This window comes from Herbaspirillum sp. DW155, assembly GCF_037076565.1.
Taxonomy (GTDB): domain Bacteria; phylum Pseudomonadota; class Gammaproteobacteria; order Burkholderiales; family Burkholderiaceae_D; genus Herbaspirillum.
Window position 1 is genome coordinate 2,991,857 of the sequence record NZ_AP029028.1, and the last position, 23,127, is coordinate 3,014,983.

General features: G+C 64.4%; 23 protein-coding genes. 15 read left to right on the forward strand and 8 right to left on the reverse strand.

The window, feature by feature from the left end:
• Positions 1 to 48 precede the first annotated feature (48 nt).
• The 5 genes from AACH55_RS13690 to AACH55_RS13710 all read left to right on the forward strand — a co-directional run bounded on the left by AACH55_RS13690 (position 49) and on the right by AACH55_RS13710 (position 4,265).
• Positions 49 to 579, forward strand: coding sequence for an isochorismatase family protein (locus AACH55_RS13690; RefSeq protein ID WP_338715096.1), 531 nt, complete (start codon positions 49 to 51; stop codon positions 577 to 579).
• Between the two features lie 214 nt (positions 580 to 793).
• Positions 794 to 1,561, forward strand: coding sequence for a fumarate/nitrate reduction transcriptional regulator Fnr (gene fnr / locus AACH55_RS13695; protein ID WP_338715097.1), 768 nt, complete (start codon positions 794 to 796; stop codon positions 1,559 to 1,561).
• 55 nt (positions 1,562 to 1,616) lie between these two features.
• Positions 1,617 to 2,387 (forward strand): phosphatase PAP2 family protein, encoded by a 771-nt coding sequence (locus AACH55_RS13700; protein WP_338715098.1) that lies wholly within the window; start codon positions 1,617 to 1,619, stop codon positions 2,385 to 2,387.
• Between the two features lie 22 nt (positions 2,388 to 2,409).
• Positions 2,410 to 3,435 carry a diacylglycerol kinase family protein gene (locus tag AACH55_RS13705; RefSeq protein WP_338715099.1) on the forward strand — a complete coding sequence of 342 codons (1,026 nt, stop codon included), beginning with the start codon at positions 2,410 to 2,412 and terminating at the stop codon, positions 3,433 to 3,435.
• Complete coding sequence (locus tag AACH55_RS13710) at positions 3,435 to 4,265, forward strand: metallophosphoesterase (protein ID WP_338715101.1); 831 nt, start codon at positions 3,435 to 3,437, stop codon at positions 4,263 to 4,265. Before AACH55_RS13705 ends, AACH55_RS13710 begins: the two co-directional genes overlap by 1 nt.
• On the opposite strand, the gene AACH55_RS13715 is transcribed toward AACH55_RS13710, so the two are convergent.
• Together AACH55_RS13715 and AACH55_RS13720 are read right to left on the reverse strand one after the other, a co-directional pair.
• A complete protein-coding gene (locus AACH55_RS13715) occupies positions 4,247 to 5,680 on the reverse strand; it encodes a PepSY-associated TM helix domain-containing protein (protein ID WP_338715103.1) in 1,434 nt (477 codons plus the stop codon). The two genes, AACH55_RS13710 and AACH55_RS13715, sit on opposite strands and share 19 nt — an antisense overlap.
• 182 nt (positions 5,681 to 5,862) lie before the next feature.
• Positions 5,863 to 6,087: a hypothetical protein gene (locus AACH55_RS13720; RefSeq protein WP_034331366.1), complete on the reverse strand. Its 225-nt coding sequence runs from the start codon at positions 6,085 to 6,087 to the stop codon at positions 5,863 to 5,865.
• 222 nt (positions 6,088 to 6,309) lie between these two features.
• Here AACH55_RS13720 and zigA point away from each other — a divergent pair, with 222 nt between their 5' ends.
• From zigA to AACH55_RS13735, 3 genes are all read left to right on the forward strand, one after another.
• Positions 6,310 to 7,524, forward strand: coding sequence for a zinc metallochaperone GTPase ZigA (gene zigA, locus AACH55_RS13725; protein ID WP_338715105.1), 1,215 nt, complete (start codon positions 6,310 to 6,312; stop codon positions 7,522 to 7,524).
• Positions 7,525 to 7,529: 5 nt separating this feature from the next.
• Positions 7,530 to 8,456 (forward strand): GTP cyclohydrolase FolE2, encoded by a 927-nt coding sequence (folE2, locus tag AACH55_RS13730; protein ID WP_338715107.1) that lies wholly within the window; start codon positions 7,530 to 7,532, stop codon positions 8,454 to 8,456.
• Positions 8,457 to 8,561: 105 nt separating this feature from the next.
• Entirely contained in the window at positions 8,562 to 9,527 is a 966-nt protein-coding gene (locus AACH55_RS13735) for a succinylglutamate desuccinylase/aspartoacylase family protein (RefSeq protein WP_338715108.1), read from the forward strand.
• Between the two features lie 34 nt (positions 9,528 to 9,561).
• Here AACH55_RS13735 and AACH55_RS13740 read toward each other — a convergent pair whose 3' ends face one another.
• From AACH55_RS13740 to AACH55_RS13760, 5 genes are all read right to left on the reverse strand, one after another.
• Positions 9,562 to 10,044: a GNAT family N-acetyltransferase gene (locus AACH55_RS13740; RefSeq protein WP_338715109.1), complete on the reverse strand. Its 483-nt coding sequence runs from the start codon at positions 10,042 to 10,044 to the stop codon at positions 9,562 to 9,564.
• A gap of 28 nt (positions 10,045 to 10,072) precedes the next feature.
• Complete coding sequence (locus AACH55_RS13745) at positions 10,073 to 10,486, reverse strand: GNAT family N-acetyltransferase (RefSeq protein ID WP_338720296.1); 414 nt, start codon at positions 10,484 to 10,486, stop codon at positions 10,073 to 10,075.
• A 102-nt stretch (positions 10,487 to 10,588) separates the two neighbouring features.
• Positions 10,589 to 11,167 carry a histidine phosphatase family protein gene (locus tag AACH55_RS13750; protein WP_338715110.1) on the reverse strand — a complete coding sequence of 193 codons (579 nt, stop codon included), beginning with the start codon at positions 11,165 to 11,167 and terminating at the stop codon, positions 10,589 to 10,591.
• A 139-nt stretch (positions 11,168 to 11,306) separates the two neighbouring features.
• Positions 11,307 to 12,089, reverse strand: coding sequence for an enoyl-CoA hydratase (locus tag AACH55_RS13755; RefSeq protein WP_338715111.1), 783 nt, complete (start codon positions 12,087 to 12,089; stop codon positions 11,307 to 11,309).
• A gap of 26 nt (positions 12,090 to 12,115) precedes the next feature.
• Positions 12,116 to 13,276, reverse strand: a complete 1,161-nt coding sequence (locus AACH55_RS13760; protein ID WP_338715112.1) for an acyl-CoA dehydrogenase family protein — start codon at positions 13,274 to 13,276, stop codon at positions 12,116 to 12,118.
• A gap of 786 nt (positions 13,277 to 14,062) precedes the next feature.
• Between AACH55_RS13760 and AACH55_RS13765 the strand changes: the two genes are divergently transcribed.
• From AACH55_RS13765 to AACH55_RS13795, 7 genes are all read left to right on the forward strand, one after another.
• The gene (locus tag AACH55_RS13765) at positions 14,063 to 15,007 is read left to right on the forward strand and encodes a sensor domain-containing diguanylate cyclase (RefSeq protein ID WP_338715114.1); all 945 of its coding nucleotides are present in this window, start codon (positions 14,063 to 14,065) and stop codon (positions 15,005 to 15,007) included.
• 101 nt (positions 15,008 to 15,108) lie between these two features.
• Positions 15,109 to 15,999, forward strand: coding sequence for a PhzF family phenazine biosynthesis protein (locus AACH55_RS13770; RefSeq protein WP_338715115.1), 891 nt, complete (start codon positions 15,109 to 15,111; stop codon positions 15,997 to 15,999).
• Positions 16,000 to 16,415: 416 nt separating this feature from the next.
• Entirely contained in the window at positions 16,416 to 17,273 is an 858-nt protein-coding gene (locus tag AACH55_RS13775) for a transporter substrate-binding domain-containing protein (RefSeq protein WP_338715116.1), read from the forward strand.
• Positions 17,270 to 20,374, forward strand: coding sequence for an EAL domain-containing protein (locus AACH55_RS13780; protein WP_338715117.1), 3,105 nt, complete (start codon positions 17,270 to 17,272; stop codon positions 20,372 to 20,374). Before AACH55_RS13775 ends, AACH55_RS13780 begins: the two co-directional genes overlap by 4 nt.
• Positions 20,375 to 20,386: 12 nt before the next feature.
• Positions 20,387 to 21,094, forward strand: a complete 708-nt coding sequence (locus AACH55_RS13785) for a glutathione S-transferase N-terminal domain-containing protein (protein WP_338715118.1) — start codon at positions 20,387 to 20,389, stop codon at positions 21,092 to 21,094.
• Between the two features lie 213 nt (positions 21,095 to 21,307).
• Complete coding sequence (locus AACH55_RS13790) at positions 21,308 to 22,324, forward strand: PHB depolymerase family esterase (protein ID WP_338720298.1); 1,017 nt, start codon at positions 21,308 to 21,310, stop codon at positions 22,322 to 22,324.
• Between the two features lie 62 nt (positions 22,325 to 22,386).
• On the forward strand, positions 22,387 to 22,542 hold the full coding sequence (locus tag AACH55_RS13795) for a hypothetical protein (protein WP_338715119.1): 156 nt from the start codon (positions 22,387 to 22,389) through the stop codon (positions 22,540 to 22,542).
• A 100-nt stretch (positions 22,543 to 22,642) separates the two neighbouring features.
• Here the strand turns inward: AACH55_RS13795 and AACH55_RS13800 are convergent, their stop codons facing one another.
• The gene (locus tag AACH55_RS13800) at positions 22,643 to 23,059 is read right to left on the reverse strand and encodes a YXWGXW repeat-containing protein (protein WP_338715120.1); all 417 of its coding nucleotides are present in this window, start codon (positions 23,057 to 23,059) and stop codon (positions 22,643 to 22,645) included.
• Positions 23,060 to 23,127 lie beyond the last annotated feature (68 nt).

A 23,127-nucleotide genomic window follows, 5' to 3' on the forward strand; every position in this document is an offset into this window, starting at 1 on the left:
TGACACAAGACCTTCAATTTCTGCCAAGCCCTTCATGAACAGGTCCCCATGCTGATACAGGCCCATCAATCCGCCCTGCTGGTCATCGATCCGCAGGAAAAACTCTTGCCCGCCATCCATGAGGGCCAGGCAGTACTGGCGCAGATCGTGCGCATGGCCCGCATCGCCCGCCTGCTGGAGCTGCCCGTCATCGCCACCGAGCAGATGCCCGACAAGCTGGGCCACAATCATCCCGATATCGTGCAGCTGTGCGATGCACCCTTGTCCAAACAGCACTTCGATGCCTGTGCAGATGGCTTGCTGGCGATGATCCCGCCGAGCGTGCGGCAGATCGTCATTGCCGGCTGCGAAGCCCACATCTGCGTGCTGCAGACGGCGCTTTCCCTGCTGCAACAGGGTTATCGTGTACTGCCTCTGCTGGAAGCCTGCGGTTCGCGCCGCCCGCTCGATCGTGACGCCGCCTTCGAGCGCTTGCGCGCGGCAGGCGCCACGCCGGTGACGTTGGAAATGGTGGCCTATGAGTGGCTGCGCGAGAGCGGACATCCGCAGTTCCGTGCAGTGCTGAAGCTGGTGAAATAGCCCGGCTGCGCAAGCGTAACCAAAAAGCAAGCTTGGCCTTGCTCTGATGAAAGTTTTGATTCGTCGCGCTGCTGATGCGTTTCACAGCTAAAAACTGTGGTAAAAGTAACGAAAAAATCGCAGCGCGGCCGCATGACAATGTGGCGCATCACATATCATCACGCCAAGCCCTGGCCAGCCGACGCAGCCACAACACAGAGGAAATCCAACGCTTATGTCCAGCCTACCCGCTCACACGCCCGTACATTCTCCGCCTCCGCTCACTTTGCACGCGCTGCGCGCCAGTTGTTCGGCCTGCAGCATGCATCAGCTATGCTTGCCGATGGGGCTGGATCAGGGCGACATGCAGCGACTGGAGCAGGTCATCAACCGCCGCCGCAAGGTCAAGCGCGATGAAAGCCTCTACCGCTTCAACGACAAGTTCGACATGCTCTACGCCATCCGCCTGGGCCATTTCAAGACCTTCCAGGGCAATACCAATGGCGGCCAGCAGATCACCGGTTTCCAGATGGCCGGCGAACTGCTGGGCATGGATGCCATCGGTGCGGGCCACCACCTGTGCGAAGCCGTGGCGCTGGAAGACAGCGAAGTCTGCGAGATTCCCTTCGCGCGCCTGGAGGATCTGTTCCGCGATATGCCCACGCTGCTGCGCCAGTTCCACCGCATGATGAGCCTGGAAATTTCGCGCGAGCAACGCGTGATGCTGACGCTGGGCAGCATGACCGCCCAGCAGAAGATGGCCGCCTTCATGCTCAACCTGTCCTCGCGCTACGCCAGCCGGGGTTATTCCTCGACCCGTTTTCAGTTGCGCATGACGCGCGAGGAAATCGGCAACTACCTCGGCCTGGCGGTAGAAAGCGTGAGCCGCCTGCTGACCAACTTCAAGAAGACCGGGGTGATCGAAGTCAACCACCGCGACGTCGAGCTGTGCGACCTGCCGGCCCTGCGCGCCATCGCACTGGGCAACGATCCCTGCGCCTGAGGCGCGCGCCGAGGCCACTTGCCGGCAGGCAGGTGGCCGAGGTTAGAATGCCCGCATGACCGACAGACCCCACACTCCCTCGCCTTGTTGGCAAGGCTTCCTGCGCGCCAGACTGGAACGCGACCACCATCTCGGATTGCCGCTCACGACCGGCCTCATGGCCGTGCTGTCCAGCGGCTTGCTGTTCGGCCTGATCGCCTACGAGGTCAGCAGCAAGGGCGAGCTGACCCGCCTGGACCAGCAGCTGGCGGACTGGTTCAACCAGCACGCCTTCTCGCCCTTGACCGAACTGGTGCTGGGCTACACGCATCTGCACGGTACCGTCGGCGTACTGCTGATGGGTGCCGCACTGCTCTGGCACATGATCCGCAAGGCGCGCTGGGCCTGGGTCGCCGACCTGATGCTGGTGTTGCCCGGCGGTATGCTGTGCAACTTCATCCTCAAGCATCTCTTCGCCCGACTGCGCCCCAGCTTTGACGATCCCATCCTGGTCCTGCACAGCTATAGCTTTCCTAGCGGCCATACCATCGGTGCCACTCTGCTCTACGCCATGCTGGCGGCCTATCTGCTGAATCAGCCGGGTGTAACGGCGGCCATCGGTGCGCGGCTGCGCACCGGTGCGCGCGGCGTGCGGGTGGCCGTGATTGGCGCGGCGCTGCTGCTGGTGGCGCTCACCGCTTTCAGCCGGGTCTATCTGGGCGCCCACTTCCTCAGCGACGTGCTGGGCGCCATGCTGCTCGGGACGTCCTGGTTCGCACTATGGACGACGGTGGTATTCACCTGGCAGCGGCACTATTACGCGCGGGCGCGCTCCAACAGGCTCTGAAACCACCTCACCTCGCCTGCGGATGACAGAACAAGCCAATACCCAGGAATCCCCCGCCAGCCACGGCAAAGCGCCGACGCCCCGCGCCGATGTGGTGGCGGTCATCAACGCCCGCGCCGGTGGCGGACACGCCGACAAGCTGGCGCAGCACATCACCGCGCAATTCGCCCGCCACGGCCTGAATGCCCAGGTGCATCTGGCCCGCAGCGGCGAAGATATGCTGCAGAAGGCACGCCAGGCCGTGCGCGAGAAGGTGCCGGTCGTGGCCGTGGGCGGCGGTGACGGCAGCGTCAATGCGGTGGCCTCGACCCTGCTGGCCGATCCGCATTGCCAGAGCGCATTGGGCGTGTTGCCGCTGGGCACGCTGAATCATTTCGCCAAGGATCTCAACATCCCGCTCTCACTCGAGGACGCCATCGCCAACATCGCCACCGGACGGCGGCTCAAGGTCGACAGCGGCGAAGTCAATGGCGCGCCCTTCATCAACAATTCCAGCCTCGGCCTCTATCCCGACATCGTGCGCGAGCGCGAGAAGCAGCAGGCCCGCCTGGGCCGCGGAAAATGGCTGGCCTTTACCTGGGCCGCGATGGGCGCGCTGCGGCGCTACCCCTTCCTGCACGTGCGGCTGTCCATCGATGGCCGGGAACATTGGCGGCGCACGCCCTTCGTCTTCATCGGCAACAACCAGTACCTGATGCGCGGACTGGACATCGGCAAGCGCACCACCCTCACCGCAGGCCAGCTCAGTCTCTACGTCTGCCACCGCACCGGGCGCTGGGGCTTGCTGCGGCTGGCCCTGCATGCGCTGTTCGGACGCCTGCACGAAGCGCACGACTTCGATGAGCTCACCGCCACCGACATCCACGTCGAAACCCGCAAGAAGCGCATGCGTGTGGCCACCGACGGCGAAGTCAACCTGATGCACACACCCCTGCTGTACCGCATCCGTCCGGCCTCGCTGACGGTGATCGTGCCGCAGCGGGCCAGCGGCGAAGACGACGACAAGACCGAATCCGGCCTGTTCAACAAACTGCGCGGAGGGCACTGATGCGTACCCTCATCCATCTCTCCGACCTGCACTTCGGCCGCACCGACCCGGCCATCATCGAACCCTTGATCGCGCAGGTACATGAACTGCGGCCCGATCTGGTGGTGGTCTCCGGCGATCTCACCCAGCGCGCACGCAGCAGCCAGTTCAAGCAGGCCAGGCAGTTCCTCGATGCCCTGCCCCAGCCGCAGCTGGTCGTGCCGGGCAACCACGACGTGCCGCTCCTGAACGTGGCCGCGCGCCTGCTGCAGCCGCTGCGCAAGTACAAGCGCCACATCACTGCCGAGCTGCAGCCGCTGTACGTGGACGAGGAAATCGCGGTAGTGGGCATCAACACGGCGCGTTCGCTGACCATCAAGGATGGCCGCGTCAACGACCGTCAGATCGAACTGGCCCGGCGCCAGCTGCACGGCGCGGGCGATCACCTGGTCAAGATCATCGTCACCCATCATCCCTTCGACCTGCCGCCGGGACCGCAACACCACGGCCTGGTCGGCCAGGCGGTGCCGGCCATGCGCGCCTTCGCGCTATGCGGGGCAGACGTGCTGCTGGCCGGTCACGTGCATACCAGTTCAGCCGTCAGCAGCGCTGGGCGCTATCACATTCCCGGTTATTCGGCGCTGGTGGTGCAGGCCGGCACGGCCACCTCCACCCGGGGCCGCGGCGAGAGCAATTCCTTCAACGTGCTGCAGGTGGAGTCGCACCAGATCGTGGTGCATCGGCTGGGCTGGCAGCCCGAACTGAACAGTTTTGCGCTGGCCGCCTCGCAGACCTTCGTGCAACGCGGCAGTGAGTGGTTCGAAGTGAACGGTCAGGCCGCAGCGCGCTGATGCCGCGCATAACGGATCACATCCACCAGCAAGAAGAGCAACAGGCTCACGCCCATCAGGGGCAGGCTCCATCCCAGCAACAGCGCCAGCACCACGAGCGGGATGCGCTGCGCGGGAGTCAGCCGCATGACCGCCTGGATCAGCGGTGCCAGGCTGGCGCCTGCAGCGGGACGGCGCCGCCACCACATCACATAGCCCAAAACGATCAGTCCGGTCAGCGCCAATCCGAAGAGCGCCATCAGGATCTGGTTGGCCACCCCGAACAGCACGCCCATATGGGCATCCACGCCCCAGCGGATCAGCTTGGCGATCAATGGAAAGTCGGCGAAATCGGCGCGGCTGATGATGATCATGCGATCCGCATCGATGGCCACCGTATCCACCTGCGTCGGCCAGGAGCGGTCCACCTCGCGTACCACCCAGGCCTGGTTGGCCGCGCGCGGCGGACGAATCTCGATCTCGGCGGCATCGATGCCTCCGGTGCGGGCGATCTGCTGCACCATGTCGAACCGGGCCGGATCGCCGGCCGCAGGCATAGCCATGGACATGCCGTGCGCCCCCATGTGATCGGCGTGTTCGCCCATGGACATGGCCGGTGCGCCGGCCTGCAGCTGGGTCGATACCGATGGCGTGATCCAGCCCAGTTGCGTGCGCATCTGGCTCACGCGCTCACCGGCCCAGCGTGACCAGGTGAGGCCGGTGGCCGAGAAGAACACCAGCCCCAGCACGATCCACAGGCCCACCAGGGTGTGCAGCCGGCGCGTGGTCAGTGGACGCGGTGCGCGCACCTCGCCGGCAGCGCGCCGCTGGCGGCCGCGCCACCACAGCCACACACCGCCCAGCGCGCCCAGCCACAGCCAGGAAGCGGCCAGCTCGCTGTAGTTGCGGCCCAGTTCGCCCAGCATGAGGTTGCGATGCAGGTAATCCAGCGTGGTGCGCAAGGGCAGCACGCCGCTGGTGCCATAAACGATCAGGTCACCCTTGATGTGCAGGCTCACCGGATCGACAAAGATGGCGCGGCTCTCCGAATCACCCAGCCCAGGCTGGCTGAACATGACGCGCGTATTCCATCCCGGCGCCTTGGCAGGACGCACCGCGAACAACCGCGCCTGCGGTCCGATGACGGCCTGTGCGGCAGCCACCTGGTCGGCCAGTGGCCGGGCCTCGCCCTGGCTGTGGTTGTAGAGCTGCGCGGCATAGAGATGCGATTCGATCTGCGGCGTGAGCACGTAGAGTGTGCCGGTCAATGCCGCCACCAGAATGAAGGGACCGACGAACAGTCCGATGTAGAAATGCAGGCGCAGCAACACCGCATGCAAGGCCGAGGCGGCCGGACGGGACGGCAGGCTGGCAGCAGTGGCAACAGTGGCAGTAGCAGCGCCATCGCCTGCGGGCTGGAAGGATTGGGTGGTCATGTCGGCGGGCCGGCGCGCTGGACGCGCAAATCGGAAACAGGTGCGCGATTGTAGGCCGGGCTGCCGGCGCTGCGAATGTGGCAATTTGTCGCAGCCAAAAAAGAAGAGCCGCCGGAGGACTCCTCCGTGCGGCTCGTCTGGCCTGTGCCCTGCGGCGCCTGCGTGAAGGCGCACGCGCAGGATCACATGGGATTTTCGTCGATCCAGTCGCCCGAAAAATCGAGGATGTAGGCGATGGCCTCGTCTTCGGTATCGAATTCATTGGTGGGCGCCTTGCGCTGGTAGCGCAGCTTGCCGCTGCCATCCTTGCCTTCGTGAATCACGAAGCAAGCCATGAATTTGCCATTGTCGAGCTTCTTGATCTCCGGGATGACGGCGTTTCCCTTGTACGGGAAGATCTGGGACATGTGATGAAACCTCCTTGTTGCGAGGCGACATGCTAGCACAAGCCAGCCTTTCCCACCGCTGGCCGCAGACCTGTCCCCGCCGCGCCGCCCCGCGTCGCGTCAGGATATTTGCAACATTGTTGCATTTGTGAGATATTCGCAACTCAGTTGCATTTACGCAGTTAAACCAAACTGCTGATTGCTTTTTTACCTGCTCCTCATTTCCGTCATTTCACGCTCCCCATGACCACCCCACAACGCCAGCCCGGCGACCGCCGGCTCCCCGTGACGGTGCTGTCCGGCTTCCTCGGTGCCGGCAAGACCACCCTGCTCAACCACATCCTGCACAACCGCGAAGGCCGCCGCGTGGCGGTGATCGTCAACGACATGTCGGAGGTCAACATCGACGCCGCCCTGGTGCGCGATGGCGGTGCCGATCTTTCCCGCACGGAAGAAAAGCTGGTGGAAATGAGCAATGGCTGCATCTGCTGCACCCTGCGCGAAGACCTGCTCATGGAAGTGCGCAAGCTGGCCCGCGAGCGCCGCTTCGACCAGCTGGTGATCGAATCGACCGGCATCTCGGAGCCGCTGCCGGTGGCCGAAACGTTTACGTTCACCGATGACGAAGGCGCCAGTCTCTCCGATGTGGCGCGGCTGGACACCATGGTCACGGTGGTCGATGCCTTTAATTTCCTGAAGGATTACAGCTCGCAGGACAGCCTGCAGGAACGCGGCCAATCCATGGGCGAGGAAGACAGCCGCACCGTGGTCGACCTGCTGATCGAGCAGATCGAGTTCTGCGACGTGATTGTGTTGAACAAGCTGGACCTGGTATCGCCAGCCGACCTGGAGCGCCTGCACGCCATCCTGCACAAGCTCAATCCGCGTGCACGCATCGTCACCGCGCAATTCGGCAAGGTTGCGCTGGACCAGGTGCTCAACACCGGCCTGTTCGATTTTGAACAGGCCAGCCAGGCGCCCGGCTGGCTGCAGGAACTGCGCGGCGAGCATGTACCGGAGACCGAGCAATACGGCATCACCAGCTTTGCCTGGCGCGCGCGCCGGCCCATGCATCCGCAGCGCTTCCACGATCTGGTCAACAGCGAATGGCCGGGCGTGGTGCGCTCCAAGGGCTTCTTCTGGCTGGCCACGCGGCCGGCACACGCCGGTTCGTGGTCGCAAGCCGGTGCCGTCTGCCGTCATGGTCTGGCCGGCAAGTGGTGGGCCGCCGTGCCGCGCGAAAAATGGCCGCAGGATCAGGAATCCGTCGATTTCATCCTGGAGCAGTGGGACGATAACGTCGGTGACGCGCGTCAGGAGCTGGTCCTCATCGGCATGGACATGGACCAGGCCGCACTGACCGCCAGGCTGGAAGCCTGCCTGCTGAGCGATGCCGAGATGGCGCAAGGTCCGATGGGTTGGGCGCGCATGGCCGATCCCTTCCCCGGCTGGGAGTGATCCGGATGTCCTTCATCGACAAGCCGGGCAGCCTGCCCGACGTGGCCCGAGACGAGGCGGCCAGCATCGCCCTGCCCCTGCAATGGGTCGGCATGCGCGGCATCGCCCTGCCGCTGCGCCTGGAGGATGGTTCGGTACTGCCGGCCAGCGCCGAGGTCGCGGTGGACCTGCCCGATCCGCATGCCAAGGGCATCCACATGTCGCGGCTCTATCTGTTGCTCGATACCTTTGCCAGCCGTTCGCGCCTCACGCCCGCCGCCTTGCATGGCCTGCTGCAGCAGATGCGTGAAAGCCATACCGATTGCCAGTCGCGAGCCGCCTCGCTGCGGCTGGAGTTCGCCCTGCTGCAGCAACGTGCGGCGCTGGTCACGCCTGGGCTGGCGGGCTGGAAGAGTTATCCCGTGACGCTCTCGGCACAACTGCAGGATACGGCGCTGGACATGCGCCTGAGCGTGCGCATCGCCTATTCCTCTACCTGCCCCTGCTCGGCCGCTCTTTCGCGACAGGCGCTGCAGGACGCCTTTGCAGGCGACTTTGCGCAGCAGGATGCCATCGGCCACGATACCGTGCTGGCCTGGCTCGCCCGCCACGGCAGCCTGGCCACGCCGCACAGCCAGCGCAGCGAAGCCGAACTGAGCATTGCCGTGGCCGGTGATGCCGCGCACTTGCCCTTGCGCGACCTGATCGACACCGCCGAAGCCTCACTGGGCACGGCCGTGCAGACCGCCGTGCGACGCGCCGATGAGCAAGCCTTCGCGCTGGCCAACGGCGCCAACCTGATGTACGTGGAAGATGCCGCCCGCCGCCTGCGGCAGGCGCTGGAAGCGCGCTTCGGGGGCTGCGCGGTACGCGTGTCGCACTTCGAGAGCCTGCATGCACACGATGCCGTGGCCACCACCGCCAGCCCCGAGTGGCAGGAGCCTCTGCGCTAACCGGGCGCGCGCCGCTGTCCATCGGACACACGGGCGTCTGGCAGTGCCGCCCGAACCGGGGTATCGTTGCGCCTTCTGTCTTCTTGCGTGATCCACTTGCCCATGATGTCCGATCAACTTCCGACTTCCCTGCAAAGGCTGCAGTACACGGCCTTCACGCCCGGACCGCGCCTGCTGGTCCTGGGCGCGGTCCACGGCAACGAAACCTGCGGCACCCAGGCCATCGACCGTCTGCAACGCGAACTCGACAGCGGCCGCTTGCGCCTGCAGCGCGGCCTGCTGACGCTGGTGCCGGTGACCAATCCGCTGGCCTACCACAAGCGCCAGCGCCAGGGAGACCGCAATCTCAACCGCAACCTGCGCCCGCATGCGGCGCCGGCCAACTTCGAGGACCAGCTCTGCAACGTGCTCTGCCCGTGGATCGATGAACACGATATCCTGCTCGACCTGCACTCCTTCCACACCAGCGGCATGCCCTTTGCCATGCTCGGTCCGGAAGACAACAGCGGCGAGGTCGAGCCCTTCGCCCATGCCGCGGCCGAAGCGCGCATGGTGGCGCATCTGGGCTGCCAGCGCGTGGTGGAAGGCTGGATGGGCGCCTACGTGAGCGGAGTGGAACGCCGCCGCCAGCAAGGCCATGCGGTCTCGCCCGATCTGCTGGACCGGCAATACGGTGTGGGCACGACCGAATACGCCCGCAGCAAGGGCCTGTATGGCGTGACGCTGGAATGCGGCCAGCACGACGACCCGCAAGCGCCCGAAGTGGCCTACCGCGCCATCCTGCAGACGCTGGCGCTGCACGGCATGATCGATGCGCCCTTGCAGCCACCGGTGGCGGACATCCAGCTGATCCGGCTGGTGGATGTGATCGACATGGATCATCCGGGGGACCGCTTCACCCGCGAGTGGTCCAGCTTCGACCGCGTGCAACAGGGCGAGGTGATCGGCCATCGCCATGATGGCCAGGCGGTGCTGGCACCGGCGGCCGGTTACATCGTCTTCCCCAACCCGCGCGCCCTGCCGGGCAACGAGTGGTTCTACTTCGGGGTGGACAGCCAGCGGCGTCTTTGATGCCCGTGATGTCTTTGATGGCGGCGATGCCGCCTCAGCAATCCAGCGCGTAGAAGCGGGTATCGACCACCATCACCGGGAAGCTGGCGGGCAGTTCGCTCTTGTCGATCAGGCGGAAACCGTTCTTTTCATAGAAGCGATGCGCCGCCAGGAACTTGGCCGTAGTCCCCAGAAAGATCTGGCGCACGCCCTGCGCACGCGCCCAGGTGATGGCCCCTTCCAGCAGGCGCGCGGCGGTGCCATGCTCCTTGCCGCGATGGCTGGCCGCCACGAACATCTTGCGCAGTGCCACCTGGGCGTTGCCGATGTCGAGCAGCGCGATGGTGCCCACCACCTTGCCGTCATCGAGCGCCACCCAGAAATTGCCGTGGCCCTTCTGGTAGAAACCGGCAATATCCTTCAGGTCGGGCTGTCCCTCCAGCGTGATGGGAATCTCGAACTCTTGCTGCTGGATGGGGAGGATCACGTCGACCACGCCCTGAGCGTGTTCCGGGCGATAGGGCTGAATCTCGATCATGGCAAATCTTTATAAATGATTTATAGCGTTATTTAAGTTCATTTCCCGGTGTCAGCTCCCAGCAGCGGGGGCTGTGGGCAAAGCCGATATGGCTGTAATAGTCGGTCGCATCGGGTGCCGCCAGCAGGCGCAGGCGACAGCGCGGCCCGAGGCGGCCACGGGTGGCGCGGATCAGTTCCTTGCCGATCCCCTGGCGCTGGTACTGCTCATCCACGGCCAGCTCCGACAGGTAACAGGCATAGACGAAATCGGTCACGCAGCGCGCCACACCCACCAGCAACTCGCCATCCCAGGCGGTGGCCATCAGGCTGGCGTGGGTCACCATGGCTTGCATGCATTCGCGGTCTTCCAGAGGACGGCGCGGGCCGAGCGAAGTGCGGGAAAGAATGTCGATGAACTGATCGGCAGTCAGGCGGAGATCGGTACGGTAGACGATGGACATGGGCGCGCTGGCGGTCGTGACGACGAAGCCGGTCACGTTAACACAAAACGCCGCAGAGCATGCAGCGCTGCGGCGTTACCTGCCCGGCACGACGAGGACCGCTCAGTCCGGACGGGCGTAGACCTTGTGCGACACGGGCTTGCCGCTGGCATCCACCCGCACCAGCACCATCTCGCCGGAGGCTACGCTCTCGCCGGTCCAGCGGGCGATGTTCACGTCATGGGTCACCAGGATCAGCGCACGGCTGCCCTTGGCGGGCAAGGCGCTGCGCAGATACCGTTCCAGCCGCTGGATCGTGCGCCCGGCCTGGGCAGGATCATTGAAGAACGAGGCCAGTCCGTCTTCCACCTGCGGTGTGCCGAAGCCCAGCAAGGCCGCCGTCTCCGTGGTGCGGCACCACGGGCTGCTGGCGACCACGGCACTCTCGACGCCCTGCTGGCGCAGCCAGTTGCCAATCTTGCGGGCCTGTTCGCGGCCTTCTTCGTTGAGGTTGCGCTGGGTGGCGCAATCATTGAGGCTGAAACCAGCCGGGTCGCCGATGCCGGGCGCGCGGGCGTGGCGCATGATCAGGAGCTGATCGCCCCGGGCCAGTTGATCCGACAGTTCCGAGGCATGGGCCGCCACGGACAGCCATGAGCAGACCAGCAGAGAAAAGAGGAAGGCAGCAAGACGCGACGACATGAGAGCCTCGACCGGATCGGTGATGATGTAAGCCGCAAGTCTAGCCCAGAGGCAAGACACCCAACCTGTCCCGGCGCTGCATTTGCCGCGTCAAAGACAGGTCATGGTGCAGAAAACGTCAGCCTGTGCGCCGATTCGTTCAGGCGTTTTTCCAGCCCGGTGCGCGTTTTTCAAGGAAGGCGTTGACGCCTTCCTTCTGGTCCTGGGTATCGAAGAGATCGACGAAGAGTTCGCGTTCGGTCTGCAGGATGGTACCCAGCGGGTTGTGGCGCGCGCCCTGGATCAGCTGCTTGCTGGCCGCCACCGAGGACGGGCTCTGCTTCTCGGCCTGCAGTGCCAGCGCCAGTGCGCGTTCGCGCGCCTGGCCCCGGGGCACCACTTCTTCCACCAGGCCGATGCGCAAGGCGGTCTCGGCATTGACCCGCTCGCCGCACAGGATCATGCGCTTGGCCCAGCCCTCACCGACCAGCCAGGGCAGGTTCTGCGTCCCCCCGGCACAAGGCAGCAGGCCCACGGCGGCTTCGGGCAGGGCCATCTGGGCTTGTTCTTCGGCGATGCGGATGTCGCAGGCCAGCGCACACTCCAGGCCGCCGCCCATGGCATAGCCATTGATGGCGGCAATGGAGACCCCACGGAAGGCCGTCAGCGTCTCGAAGGCTTCGCCAAAGCGGCGCGCCATTTCGCGCGCCATGGCCTTGTCGCCATCGGCGAACAATTTGAGGTCCGCCCCGGCCGAGAAGAATTTCTCCCCCTCACCGGTCACCACCAGGGTGTAGATGTCACGGTCGGCATTGAGGTCCCTGACCAGGCGCGTGAGGTCCGCCAGCGCCTCGCGGGTCCAGGTGTTGGCGGGAGGATTGGAAAGTGTCAGCACGGCGGTGTGGCCGCGTTTTTCCAGCTTCAGGTTGGTGTAGTCGGGCATGCTTTCCTCAGGATGGGGGGGATGGTTCAGCGGATGTCGTCCAGCGTGTCGCGGCCGAGCAGGTTGCGCGAGATGATCACGCGCATGATTTCATTGGTGCCTTCCAGAATCTGGTGCACCCGCACGTCGCGGAAATACCGTTCCAGCGGATATTCACGAATGTAGCCATAGCCGCCATGCAACTGCAGCGCCTCGTTGCAGATACGGAAGCCCAGGTCGGTGGCCAGCCGCTTGGCCATGGCGCAATACGTGGTCGCCTCGGGCGAACCGGCATCCAGCTTGCTCGCGGCCAGGCGCACCATCTGGCGGGCTGCCACCAGTTCGGTCTGCATGTCGGCCAGCTTGAATTGCAGCGCCTGGAAGTCGGCAAGCGGACGGCCGAACTGCTTGCGTTGCTTCATGTAGGCATGGGCTGCATCCAATGCCGCCTGCGCTGCACCCACCGAGCAGGTGGCGATATTGATGCGCCCGCCATCCAGTCCCTTCATGGCGAAGACGAAGCCCTCGCCTTCCTCACCCAGCAGGTTGCCCACCGGCACCTTGACGTTATCGAAGCTGATGGTGCGCGTGGGCTGGCTGTTCCAGCCCATCTTGCTTTCCTTCTTGCCATAGCTGACGCCGGGCGTGTCGCCCGGCACGGCAATGGCGGAGACGCCGCGCGCACCGGGACCACCCGTGCGCGCCATCACCACCAGCAGGTCGGTGCTGCCCGCACCCGAAATGAAGGCCTTGGAACCGTTGATCAGGTAGAAGTCATCCACCCGGCGTGCCGTGGTCTTGAGCGATGCCGCATCCGAGCCCGAGCCCGGCTCGGTCAGGCAGTAGGAACCGATCTTCTGGCCAGCGGCCAGTTGCTCGCACCATTCTTCCTTCAGTTCGGCATGGCCCCAGGTGGCGACCATCCAGCTGACCATGTTGTGGATGGTGAGGTAGGCCGCCGTCGACGTACAGGCGCGCGCCAGTTCCTCGAAGACGATGGTCGCATCCAGTCGTGACAGGCCCAGTCCTCCCACCGCTTCCGGCGTGTAGAGACCGCAGAAGCCCAGTTCACCGGCCTTGGCGATCACGTCCAGGGGGAAGTGCGCTTGCTCGTCCCACCGGGCTGCAAAAGGTGCCATCTCGCCGGCGGCAAAGTCGCGCGCACTTTGCTGGAAGGCCAGCTGGTCTTCATTGAGTTCAAAATCCATGCTCGTCTCCTGTTCGTTGTTTTACCCAGGCTGTGCGGCCTTGCGCTTTAGCTTAATGGAATTCGCGCCGCGCAGTTGTCACTGGCGCGACATTGGCTTGCCAGGCGCAACAGGGCCTGGATGCCGCAGCGATGAAAGACAGAGGGCGCCTTCGGTGGCGATGTAATGGTGTCGTCGCGACTGACTGGCGCCAGCCCGGAAGTGTCTGCAACTGTACCGGTAAGGTTTGCAGATGTAACGATGACGGTAGGCAAGCCGTCTGTCGCGAAAGTACCGGTGGTCTGATCGAAGACCGGCAAGTGAGCTCACTGTGGTCACAGCCTGTGCGCAGTTGCGATCACCTTCTACGGTTGGCGTCGCCGCTGCGGCAGGCTCAGCTGCCGGACGGAGCGGCATTGCTTGTCTCCGAAATTTTTGTTTCAGATAGCGTCTGCCATTACTGCACCGGGTAAGGCACATCACTGCCAGACGCATCGACCGGGGTAGCGGTCCTCACAACAATCTCCGTCTCAAAAACTGCTGTGACTGAAGTCTATCCGCCGGGCGGCAGAATCCGGAAATACCGAATGAGGATAGGGGTATAAGGAAAAACGATAACCCCCGTTGCGAGCCGTGACAGCGCCCGCTCCGGCTTGCCGTGCGGCAATCCGGGCTGCCGGCGTGAAATGATTTCAGCGCCTTTTTCATCCTTCTGAAACCAACTCGCGTTATGCTTGCGGCCAATTTTTGTCCTGCCCAACAGCCGCCTTTCCCCACAACAACATACTGAACCCGCCACGAAGAATCATGAGCACCTCCACCGAAGAACAAATGGAACCCGATAGCGCGGTCTACAAAACCCTGCTCGAATCGACCAAGGCGATTCCCTGGAAGATCGACTGGAGCACCATGCAGTTCGCCTACATCGGCCCGCAGATCGAACAACTGCTGGGCTGGTCCCCGGAGAGCTGGAAGAGCGCCGAAGACTGGGCCATGCGCATCCACGCCGAAGACCGAGAAGCGGTGGTCAACTTCTGCATTGCGCAATCCAAAGCCGGTGCCGACCACGAGGCCGACTACCGCGCACTGACCCGCGATGGCGAGCACGTCTGGATCCGCGACGTGGTGCATGTGGTGCGCAACGCCGATGGCAGCCCGAATTCGCTGATCGGCTTCATGTTCGACATCACCGAGCGCAAGAAGACCGAGGCCCGCCTGATGGAGTTGCAGAAGGAACTGGAAGCGCTGTCCTATCGCGATGGCCTGACCAACGTGGCCAACCGCCGCATGTTCGATTCGGCGCTGGAAGTGGAATGGGCCAATGCGGTCAACACGCGCGCACCGCTGTCGCTGATCATGCTCGATATCGATTACTTCAAGCAGTACAACGACCATTACGGCCATATCCGCGGTGACGAGTGCCTCAAGCAGGTGGCCAGCATCCTCAGTCAGAGCGCCACCCGCAGCCGCGATTTCTTTGCCCGCTATGGCGGCGAGGAATTCGTGCTGATCCTGCCCGAATGCGATGAAAAGGCCGCCCTGCAGGTGGCGCAACGCTGCCGCACGCTGATCAACGAGGCGCGCATTCCCCACGCCAGATCGCAGATTTCGGAGTACGTCACCATCAGCCTGGGCGTGACCACCATCGTGCCCTCGCCCATGGACCAGCGCATCGCCTTCCTGGAACAAGCCGACCGACGCCTTTACCGCGCCAAGCAGCTGGGCCGCGACTGTATCGGCGTGGGCGACTGAACTGTATCTGTCTGGCGGCGAAGGCCGTGGCTACAATCGGCCTTCCTGCTTCCGCCGGCATCCGGCATTGCGGAAGTTTCCTGACCTCGCTGCGAGACCTCATGCCTGCCACCTACGCCTACCGCCTGCTCAACGTCTTTGCCGAATCGACTTTCGGCGGCAATCCCCTGTGCGTGTTCGAAGACGCACGCGGCCTCGATGACGTCACCATGCAGGCACTGGCACTGCAATTCAATCTCTCGGAAACCAGCTTCATCCTGCCCTCGGCCGTGGCCGATGCGCGGGTGCGCATCTTCACTCCCGACGTCGAGCTGCCCTTTGCCGGCCACCCCACGCTGGGCACCGCACCGGTGGTGCGCGAGCTGCTCGGCAGCGGTGACGCGCTGCGTCTGGAGGTCAAGGCCGGCGTGGTGCCGGTGCAGGCCAGCGGCGAGGTCTGGACCCTGACTGCGCCCTGCCCGGCTGGTCCGCGCACAGCGCCGTTGCCACTGCCGCGCGCCGAGGTGGCGGCGCTGCTGGGGCTGAACCAAAGCGACCTGGGCGCCGATCCCATGTGGGTCGATACGGGCGCAGAGCACCTGCTGATTCCCTTGCGCTCGACTGACGCGGTACGGCGCGCCCAGCCCGACACCGGCCGGCTGGGAAGCTGGCCGGTCGGCCCCTGCGGGCGCAGGACGGCGTATGTCTTCGCTTTCGATGAAGAGGCCCCGGGCCAGGTGCTGGCGCGCTACTTCTACCCCAGGCAAGGCGGCGGCGTGGCCGAAGACCCCGGCACCGGCTCGGCCTGCGCCAACCTCGGCGGCTGGCTGATTGCCACCGGCCATGCTCTGCCGACGCAATACGCCATCGACCAGGGCGCTGCCGTGGGCCGCCCGTCGCGCCTGCGCCTGAAGGTCGATGCCGAAGGCGCCATCCAGGTCGGCGGACGCGTCATCGAGATCGGACGCGGCACGCTCACCATCGATCCGGTCGGTCGCACCCTGCTGGCCTGAGCAGGCAAGCCACCATCGCCGAGACCAGCGAAGCGCAAAGCCAGTGTTTTCTGCTCCGGAAACACTGGCTTTTTTGTGCATCGCCGGCCGCTTCCGGAGCGGCTCATCCACCCTTTGCGGGTCTTCCGCGCACGCCGCATGCAGCCCCGCGCAACCGGCCATGCCAGGTGCCGACGCATTCTGTTGCGCAATGGAATCTGCTCGGGTAACATCGCTCGCGTCCGGTGAAGGACTGCTCACGCAGCAGTGGCAACACTTGAAGCTGAGCAGCTCATCACACCGCCTCCACGGGCGGCGATACAGAACAACAAGTCAGGGCACCGTCAGGTTCGGTGATTTCAGGGAAGGACGACACGGCATGCATCGAGCGTGGCATCGCGCAACAGGCTGGCTGGCGTCCATCAGGTGGCGTATTCATGGGGGGTAGTATTTTCAGTCAACTCTTTCGCAATCGTGCAGTACGTACCTGTGCGAGCGCGGCCACACTGTTTACCGCACTGCTGGTTTCCCCCGCTTCTCACGCTGCCGGCCCTGCCATTGCCGGCGGACCTGATTGCTCGCGTCCTTACACGCTGGCGCTGCACGATCATGGCCTGCTCTACTCGGCCGCCACCGACACCGGCATCGACAAGGATTTCGCCGATGAGCTGATCCGCCGCAGCGGCTGCAAGGTCAATGTCAGCCTGATGTCGCGTGCGCGTATCTGGCAGTTGATCGAGTCGGGTGCGCTGGACTTCAGCCTCTCCGGCATCACCAATCCGGAGCGCGACAGCTTCGCCGCCTTCGCCTGGTACTTCAGCAACAAGTACTACCTGCTGGTGCGCAAGGATGCCGGCATCAGCCAGCTGGCCGACGTGGCACGCAAGGAAGGCTTCCAGCTCGGCGTCATCCGCGGCTTTCGCTACAGCAGCAATGCCAACCGCATGGTGGACCAGCTCACCGCCGCCAATCGCGTGACCCTGGCCGGCGGACTGGACCCGCTCTATGAAGCACTGCTGCAGAACCGCATCCAGGGCATGATCATGGAGCCCTTCGATTACCCGGTGGTAGAAGAAAAACGCATTCGCGAGGTCACCACCATCATCAGCCTGGAGGATCCTTCCGTACCGCACGGATTGATCATGTCGCGCCAGGCGCTGTCGCCAGCCGAGCAGGAGAAATGGCGCTCGCTGGTCAATGGCATGCTGGCCGATGGCACGGTGCTGCGCATCTTCCGCAAATACTTCAACCCGGAACTGGCGGCGGCCATGGTCGAATTCCAGAGCAAGCCGTGAACTGGATCCGCCAGATCCTGCTACCCCTGATCATCCTGGTCACAGGATTGGGCGTTACCTGGACCGCCTGGAACCACGAGCACGAAGCCGCGGCCAAGGAAGTCCACACGCAGTTCGCCTCGGTGTTGCGCGAAACGGTGAGCCGTATCGAGCAGCGCATCGCCTCCTACGAACAGATGCTGCACGGGGTGCAGGGGCTGGTCTCGGCCACCGGCAGCATCGACCGCAACCAGTTCCGCGACTATGTGGAAGCGCTCAACCTGAACGCCAATTTTTCGGGCATCCAGGCCATCGCCATCGAAGAGTGGGTGCCGGCGTCGCAATTGCAGGCGCACATCGCGCGCCTGCAGCGCCAGGGACTGGCCGACTACAAGATCAGCCCGCCGGGCGCTCGACTGGCCTATGCGCCGACCATCCTGCGCGAGCCCTATGTAGGCCGCAATCGCCGCCCCTTCGGCAGCGACCAGTGGTCCGATCCGGTGCGTCGTGCAGCGATGGAGAAGGCGCGCGACTCGGGCATGGCGACCATTTCCGGCAAGATCGTGGTCACCGATGAAGGTCTGGACACCCCGGCCTTCATGATGTACCTGCCGCTGTATGAGCCAGGCAAGCCACAGTCCACCATCGCCGAGCGCCGTGCCAGTCTGATCGGCTGGGTGCATGCAGGCTTCCGCATGAGCGACGTGATCGCCAGTCTGTATGGCGAAAGCAGTCGCACCGTCGCCTTCTCCCTGTATGACGGCGTGACCCGCGAACCGCAGGCGCTGATGTACAGCTCGCCGCTGGCCAGCGGCCCTTTGCATCGGCCGCGCCTGCAGGCTGACGAATACCTGGTGGTGGCCAACCATACCTGGACCTTGACGGTCAGCACCACCGATGCCTTCACCGCACAGTTCGGCCGCAATGCCGAGCCCCTGATCGTCGCCACCGGTGTAGGCATGAGCATCACGCTGGCGCTGCTGGCCTGGCTGATGATGTCCAGTCGCAAGCGTGCGGTGCGCCTGGCCGAGAAGATGACCGCCGAGCTGCGCGCCAGCGAAGAACAGTTCCGCGCCATCGCCGACTGCACCGTCAACTGGGAAGTCTGGTGGGGCCTGGACGGGCGCCCGCGCTGGATCAATCACGCCGTGCGCGATTACACCGGTTACACGGTCGAACAATGCCTGTCCATGCCGGACTTCATCGGCACCATCGTCCATCCTGATGACGAGGACCGCATCCGCGCCGAGCTGGCCCGCTGCATGGATGGACAAAAGCGCGAGGACGTGGAGTTCCGCTGCGTGCGCAAGGATGGCACGGTGTTCTGGCTGGCACTGTCCTCGGCACCGATTGCCGATGCACTGGGCGGCCTGACGGGCTTTCGCACCAGTGCGCGCGACATCACCGAGCGCAAGCAGATCGAAGCCGAATTGCGCATTTCGGCGGTGGCCTTCGATTCGCGCGAGGGCCTGCTCATTACCGACGCCCACAGCCAGATCCTGCGCGTGAACAAGGCCTTCACCGAAATCACCGGCTACACCGCCGAGGAAATCGTCGGCAAGCATCCTGACCTGCTGCGCTCGGACCGCCACGGCCCGGCCTTCTTCCAGGAAATGCGCGAGAGCATCCTCCGCTTCGGCAAGTGGCAGGGTGAAATCTGGGAGCGCCGCAAGAACGGCGAGGTCTATCCCGAATGGCTGACCATCTCGGCCGTCAAGAACAAGGACAACCAGGTCACCCACTACGTCAGCACCCATCACGACATCAGTGACCGCAAGCTGGCCGAGGAACGCATCCGCGAACTGGCCTTCTTCGATGCCCTCACGCGCCTGCCCAACCGCACGCTGCTGCTGGACCGCCTCAAGCAGGCCATTGTGCTCTCGCCGCGTACGCGCACCTGCGGCGCGCTGCTGTTCATCGACCTGGACCACTTCAAGACCTTGAACGATACGATCGGCCATGAAAAAGGCGACACCCTGTTGAAGCAGGTGGCCCAGCGCCTGCTGGCCAACGTGCGCGAAAACGATACGGTCGCGCGCGTGGGCGGGGACGAATTCGTGGTGGTGCTGGAGGGCCTGAACGAAAGCCAGCAGGAAGCCGCCACCCAGACCCGCGCCATCGGCGAGAAGATCCTGGCTGCGCTGGGGGCGACCTACCAGCTCGATGAACTGGAATACCGCACCACCGCCAGCATCGGCGCGACCGTCTTCCTGGGCCGCGCGGCCTCGGTGGATGAACTCATGAAGCAGGCCGACCTGGCCATGTACAAGGCCAAGGAAACCGGCCGCAACGCGCTGCGCTTCTTCGATCCGGCCATGCAGACCGCCGTGCTGGAGCGGGCCACCCTGGAAGCGGGCCTGCGCAAGGCCATCGAGGGTGAGCAGCTGCTGCTGCACTATCAGCCGCAGGTGGTCGACGGTGGCCGCGTGACCGGTGCCGAAGTACTGGTGCGCTGGCAGCACCCGCAACGCGGCATGGTGCCGCCGGGCGATTTCATCCCGCTGGCCGAAGAAACCGGACTGATCCTCCCGCTGGGCAACTGGGTGCTGGAAACCGCCTGCAAGCAACTGGCCGCCTGGGCCAAGCGGCCGCGCATGGCCGAGCTCAGCATTGCGGTCAACGTCAGCGCGCCGCAGCTGCGCGAGCCTGATTTCGTGCAGACCGTGCTGGACATCATCGAGCGCAGCGGCGCCAATCCGCGCCGCCTGAAGCTGGAACTCACCGAAAGCCTGCTGGTGGACAACGTGGAAGACATCATCCAGAAGATGTTTGCCTTGAAGGCTTATGGCGTGGAGTTTTCGCTGGACGATTTCGGCACCGGCTACTCCTCGCTTTCTTACCTCAAGCGGCTGCCGCTGAATCAGCTTAAAATCGACCAGTCTTTCGTGCGCGATGTCCTGATCGATCCCAACGACGCCTCGATTGCCAAGACCATCGTCAACCTGGCGCAGAGCCTGGGGCTGGGGGTGATCGCCGAGGGCGTGGAAACCGACGCCCAGCGCTCCTTCCTGGCCGATGCCGGCTGTCATGCCTACCAGGGCTATTACTTCTGCCGGCCGGTGGCGGTAGAGGCCTTCGAGAAATTCGCCCAGGACCGCGACCTCCTCATATCCGCTGCCTAGGAGTCCGATCTCATGAGTCATGCTTTGTCCGCCTTCGCCATCAACCAGAAATGGCCGGCGCAACATCCCGACCGCATCCAGCTGTATTCGCTGCCCACGCCCAATGGCGTGAAGGTGTCGATCATGCTGGAAGAAACCGGCCTGCCCTACGAGGCGCACCTGGTCAGTTTCGAGACCAATGACCAGATGTCGCCGGAGTTCCTGTCGCTCAATCCGAACAACAAGATCCCCGCCATCATCGATCCCAACGGTCCCAATGGCGCGCCGCTGCCGCTGTTCGAATCGGGTGCCATCCTGCTGTACCTGGCCGAGAAGACCGGCCAGTTCCTGCCGGCCGATGCCGCTGCGCGCTACCAGGTGATCCAGTGGGTGATGTTCCAGATGGGTGGCGTGGGTCCGATGTTCGGCCAGCTGGGTTTCTTCCACCGCTTCGCCGGCAAGGAGTATGAGGACAAGCGTCCGCGCGACCGTTACGTCAACGAATCCAGGCGCCTCTTGGGCGTGATGGACAAGCGCCTGGCACAGAGCCAGTGGCTGGGTGGTGAGGATTACTCGATTGCCGACATCGCCACCTTCCCGTGGATCCGCAACCTGATCGGCTTCTATGAAGCCGCAGAGCTGGTCGGTTTCCAGGACTTCCCGCATGTGGCGCGTGCCCTGGAGGCCTTCGTGGCACGGCCTGCCGTGGTGCGCGGACTGAACATCCCGGCCCGCGGCTGAGCCTTGCATACCGGCGGCGCAACCGCGGCGGTGCAGGGTGTAAATCACTTTGCGCCGCCGTGGCCTGCGCGCTAACATGGCGCCCATCTTTGCGAACGCATTCCGCCAGCCATGACGAACCGTTTTCCTTCGCGCCCTCTTGATCGCGCCCGTCCTGCTCGCCCGCGCCGCCTGCACCGCTACCTGCTGGCTGCGCTGGGTACGCTGTGGCTGCTGACCAGCCTGCCTGCAGGGGCGGTCGATCTCTCCTTGAAGACGATCCGCGTGGGCAATCTCTCGCGCGCCTATTTTTCCGAACGCAACGCCATCGGCGAGCCGCAACCGCTGATCATCGCGCTGCACGCCAGCGGCTCGAGTGGTTCGCTGATGGCGCGCGCCACCGGGCTGACCGAGATAGCCGAGGCGGCCGGCTACATGATCGTCTACCCCAACGGCACCGGGCTGGCCATCGACGCCCGCACCTGGAATTCGGGCGGCTGCTGCGGCTATGCGCAGATGCACAAGGTCGATGACGTCGCCTTCCTGCGCGCGCTGATCGACAAGCTGGTCAAGGACGGCCTGGCCGATCCCAAACGCGTCTACCTGGTGGGCGTGTCCAATGGCGGCATGATGGCCTATCGCATGGCGGCCGAGGCACCCGAACTGTTCAGGGCAGTGGCCGTGGTCAGCGCGGTGCTGGACGTGCCGCCCGAAACGGTCAAGGCCCCCATGCCGCTGCTGCACATCCACGGCAGCGATGATCCCTTCATTCCCTTCCTGGGCGGCATCGGCAAGCAGGAAGTCTCGCAGGTACCCCGCTTGTCGGTGGCGCGCAGCATCGAAGCCTTCATCAAGGCCGACGGCGCCAATCCCCGCCCTGCCGTCAACGACATCCCCGACACCGCCAACGACGGCACCACCATCCGCCAGTACACCTACGCCAGCAAGACCGACCCGCAGGCGGTGGTGCTCTACGAAGTCAAGGGTGGTGGCCATGCCTGGCCGGGCGGCGTGGTGCCCATCATCAACGGCGGCAAGTCGTCGCAGAACCTGGATACTTCGCGCACCGTGATCAGCTTCTTCAATGCGCATGGAGGCGGCAGCAAGGAGGAACAAGCGGACGACACCCTCCCGCCAGGTGCCACCCCGCTGCCCGCCGCGGCACCGGCCACCACCACGCCGGCCAGACCGACGGTACCGGCTGCCCCGGCACCTGCGCGTCCCGGCGTGAAGGGATCGCCGCCCGGCTGAGGCTGCCATCGCAGCACAAATCGCCTATCATAGCGACCAGCGTTCAACCTCCCGCCACGACAATGAAAAGACTCCTGACCAGCATCCTGATCGCCATCGTCCTGTACTTCCTGCTGCCCTGGATAGGCAAGCTGATTCCGCATTACCGCCTGGCGGTCATCTGCATCACGGCCGGCATCGTCTCCTTCGCCATCTCGGCGCTGATGGACAAGACCTGACTGCCGTCCATCCCGCCAACGAAAACGGCCGCAACGTCTTCACGTTGCGGCCGTTTCGTTTCATCACTTCAATTCAATTCAGTCGTGCGCGGCAACCGGTTCAGCACTCGCCCTTGCGCGCATGGCCCGGCGGGCAGTCAGGCCCGCGTCCCGGTCCGCGACGGTCGTCATCGCCATCCTCATGACGCGGTCCACGTCCCGGTGGCGGGCCACCACGCCAGCCGCCGCGATCCAGCTCCCAGCCGTGCGGCCCCTGGCGCCAGACCGGCTGGGCGTAGACGTAACCGGGACGCTCACGCACCCAATGGCCTTCACGCCAGAAGTGGCGGTAACCATCCCAATCCCAGAAACCAGGAATCCAGACAAAGCCGTGGCGCGGCGGCGGCATAGGTTCGGCGCGCGGCGGTGGCGGCGCACCGATGTTGATGTTCACGGACACTTGCGCCTGCGCCACCGGCAGGACCACGGCCGATACGCCAAGCGCCATGAGGCTGGCGAATATTATTTTTTTCATCATATAGGACAGTCAGGGGGTGAAGATTAATGTAAGACTTCAGCGGGCTGATGCAGTTCCGGCCTTTACAC

Coding starts and splice junctions, on each gene's coding strand:
- AACH55_RS13690 (WP_338715096.1), top strand. CDS start 49: ATGCTGATACAGGCCCATCAATCCGCCCTGCTGGTCATCGATCCGCAG.
- fnr (WP_338715097.1), top strand. CDS start 794: ATGTCCAGCCTACCCGCTCACACGCCCGTACATTCTCCGCCTCCGCTC.
- AACH55_RS13700 (WP_338715098.1), top strand. CDS start 1,617: ATGACCGACAGACCCCACACTCCCTCGCCTTGTTGGCAAGGCTTCCTG.
- AACH55_RS13705 (WP_338715099.1), top strand. CDS start 2,410: ATGACAGAACAAGCCAATACCCAGGAATCCCCCGCCAGCCACGGCAAA.
- AACH55_RS13710 (WP_338715101.1), top strand. CDS start 3,435: ATGCGTACCCTCATCCATCTCTCCGACCTGCACTTCGGCCGCACCGAC.
- AACH55_RS13715 (WP_338715103.1), bottom strand. CDS start 5,680: ATGACCACCCAATCCTTCCAGCCCGCAGGCGATGGCGCTGCTACTGCC.
- AACH55_RS13720 (WP_034331366.1), bottom strand. CDS start 6,087: ATGTCCCAGATCTTCCCGTACAAGGGAAACGCCGTCATCCCGGAGATC.
- zigA (WP_338715105.1), top strand. CDS start 6,310: ATGACCACCCCACAACGCCAGCCCGGCGACCGCCGGCTCCCCGTGACG.
- folE2 (WP_338715107.1), top strand. CDS start 7,530: ATGTCCTTCATCGACAAGCCGGGCAGCCTGCCCGACGTGGCCCGAGAC.
- AACH55_RS13735 (WP_338715108.1), top strand. CDS start 8,562: ATGTCCGATCAACTTCCGACTTCCCTGCAAAGGCTGCAGTACACGGCC.
- AACH55_RS13740 (WP_338715109.1), bottom strand. CDS start 10,044: ATGATCGAGATTCAGCCCTATCGCCCGGAACACGCTCAGGGCGTGGTC.
- AACH55_RS13745 (WP_338720296.1), bottom strand. CDS start 10,486: ATGTCCATCGTCTACCGTACCGATCTCCGCCTGACTGCCGATCAGTTC.
- AACH55_RS13750 (WP_338715110.1), bottom strand. CDS start 11,167: ATGTCGTCGCGTCTTGCTGCCTTCCTCTTTTCTCTGCTGGTCTGCTCA.
- AACH55_RS13755 (WP_338715111.1), bottom strand. CDS start 12,089: ATGCCCGACTACACCAACCTGAAGCTGGAAAAACGCGGCCACACCGCC.
- AACH55_RS13760 (WP_338715112.1), bottom strand. CDS start 13,276: ATGGATTTTGAACTCAATGAAGACCAGCTGGCCTTCCAGCAAAGTGCG.
- AACH55_RS13765 (WP_338715114.1), top strand. CDS start 14,063: ATGAGCACCTCCACCGAAGAACAAATGGAACCCGATAGCGCGGTCTAC.
- AACH55_RS13770 (WP_338715115.1), top strand. CDS start 15,109: ATGCCTGCCACCTACGCCTACCGCCTGCTCAACGTCTTTGCCGAATCG.
- AACH55_RS13775 (WP_338715116.1), top strand. CDS start 16,416: ATGGGGGGTAGTATTTTCAGTCAACTCTTTCGCAATCGTGCAGTACGT.
- AACH55_RS13785 (WP_338715118.1), top strand. CDS start 20,387: ATGAGTCATGCTTTGTCCGCCTTCGCCATCAACCAGAAATGGCCGGCG.
- AACH55_RS13795 (WP_338715119.1), top strand. CDS start 22,387: ATGAAAAGACTCCTGACCAGCATCCTGATCGCCATCGTCCTGTACTTC.
- AACH55_RS13800 (WP_338715120.1), bottom strand. CDS start 23,059: ATGATGAAAAAAATAATATTCGCCAGCCTCATGGCGCTTGGCGTATCG.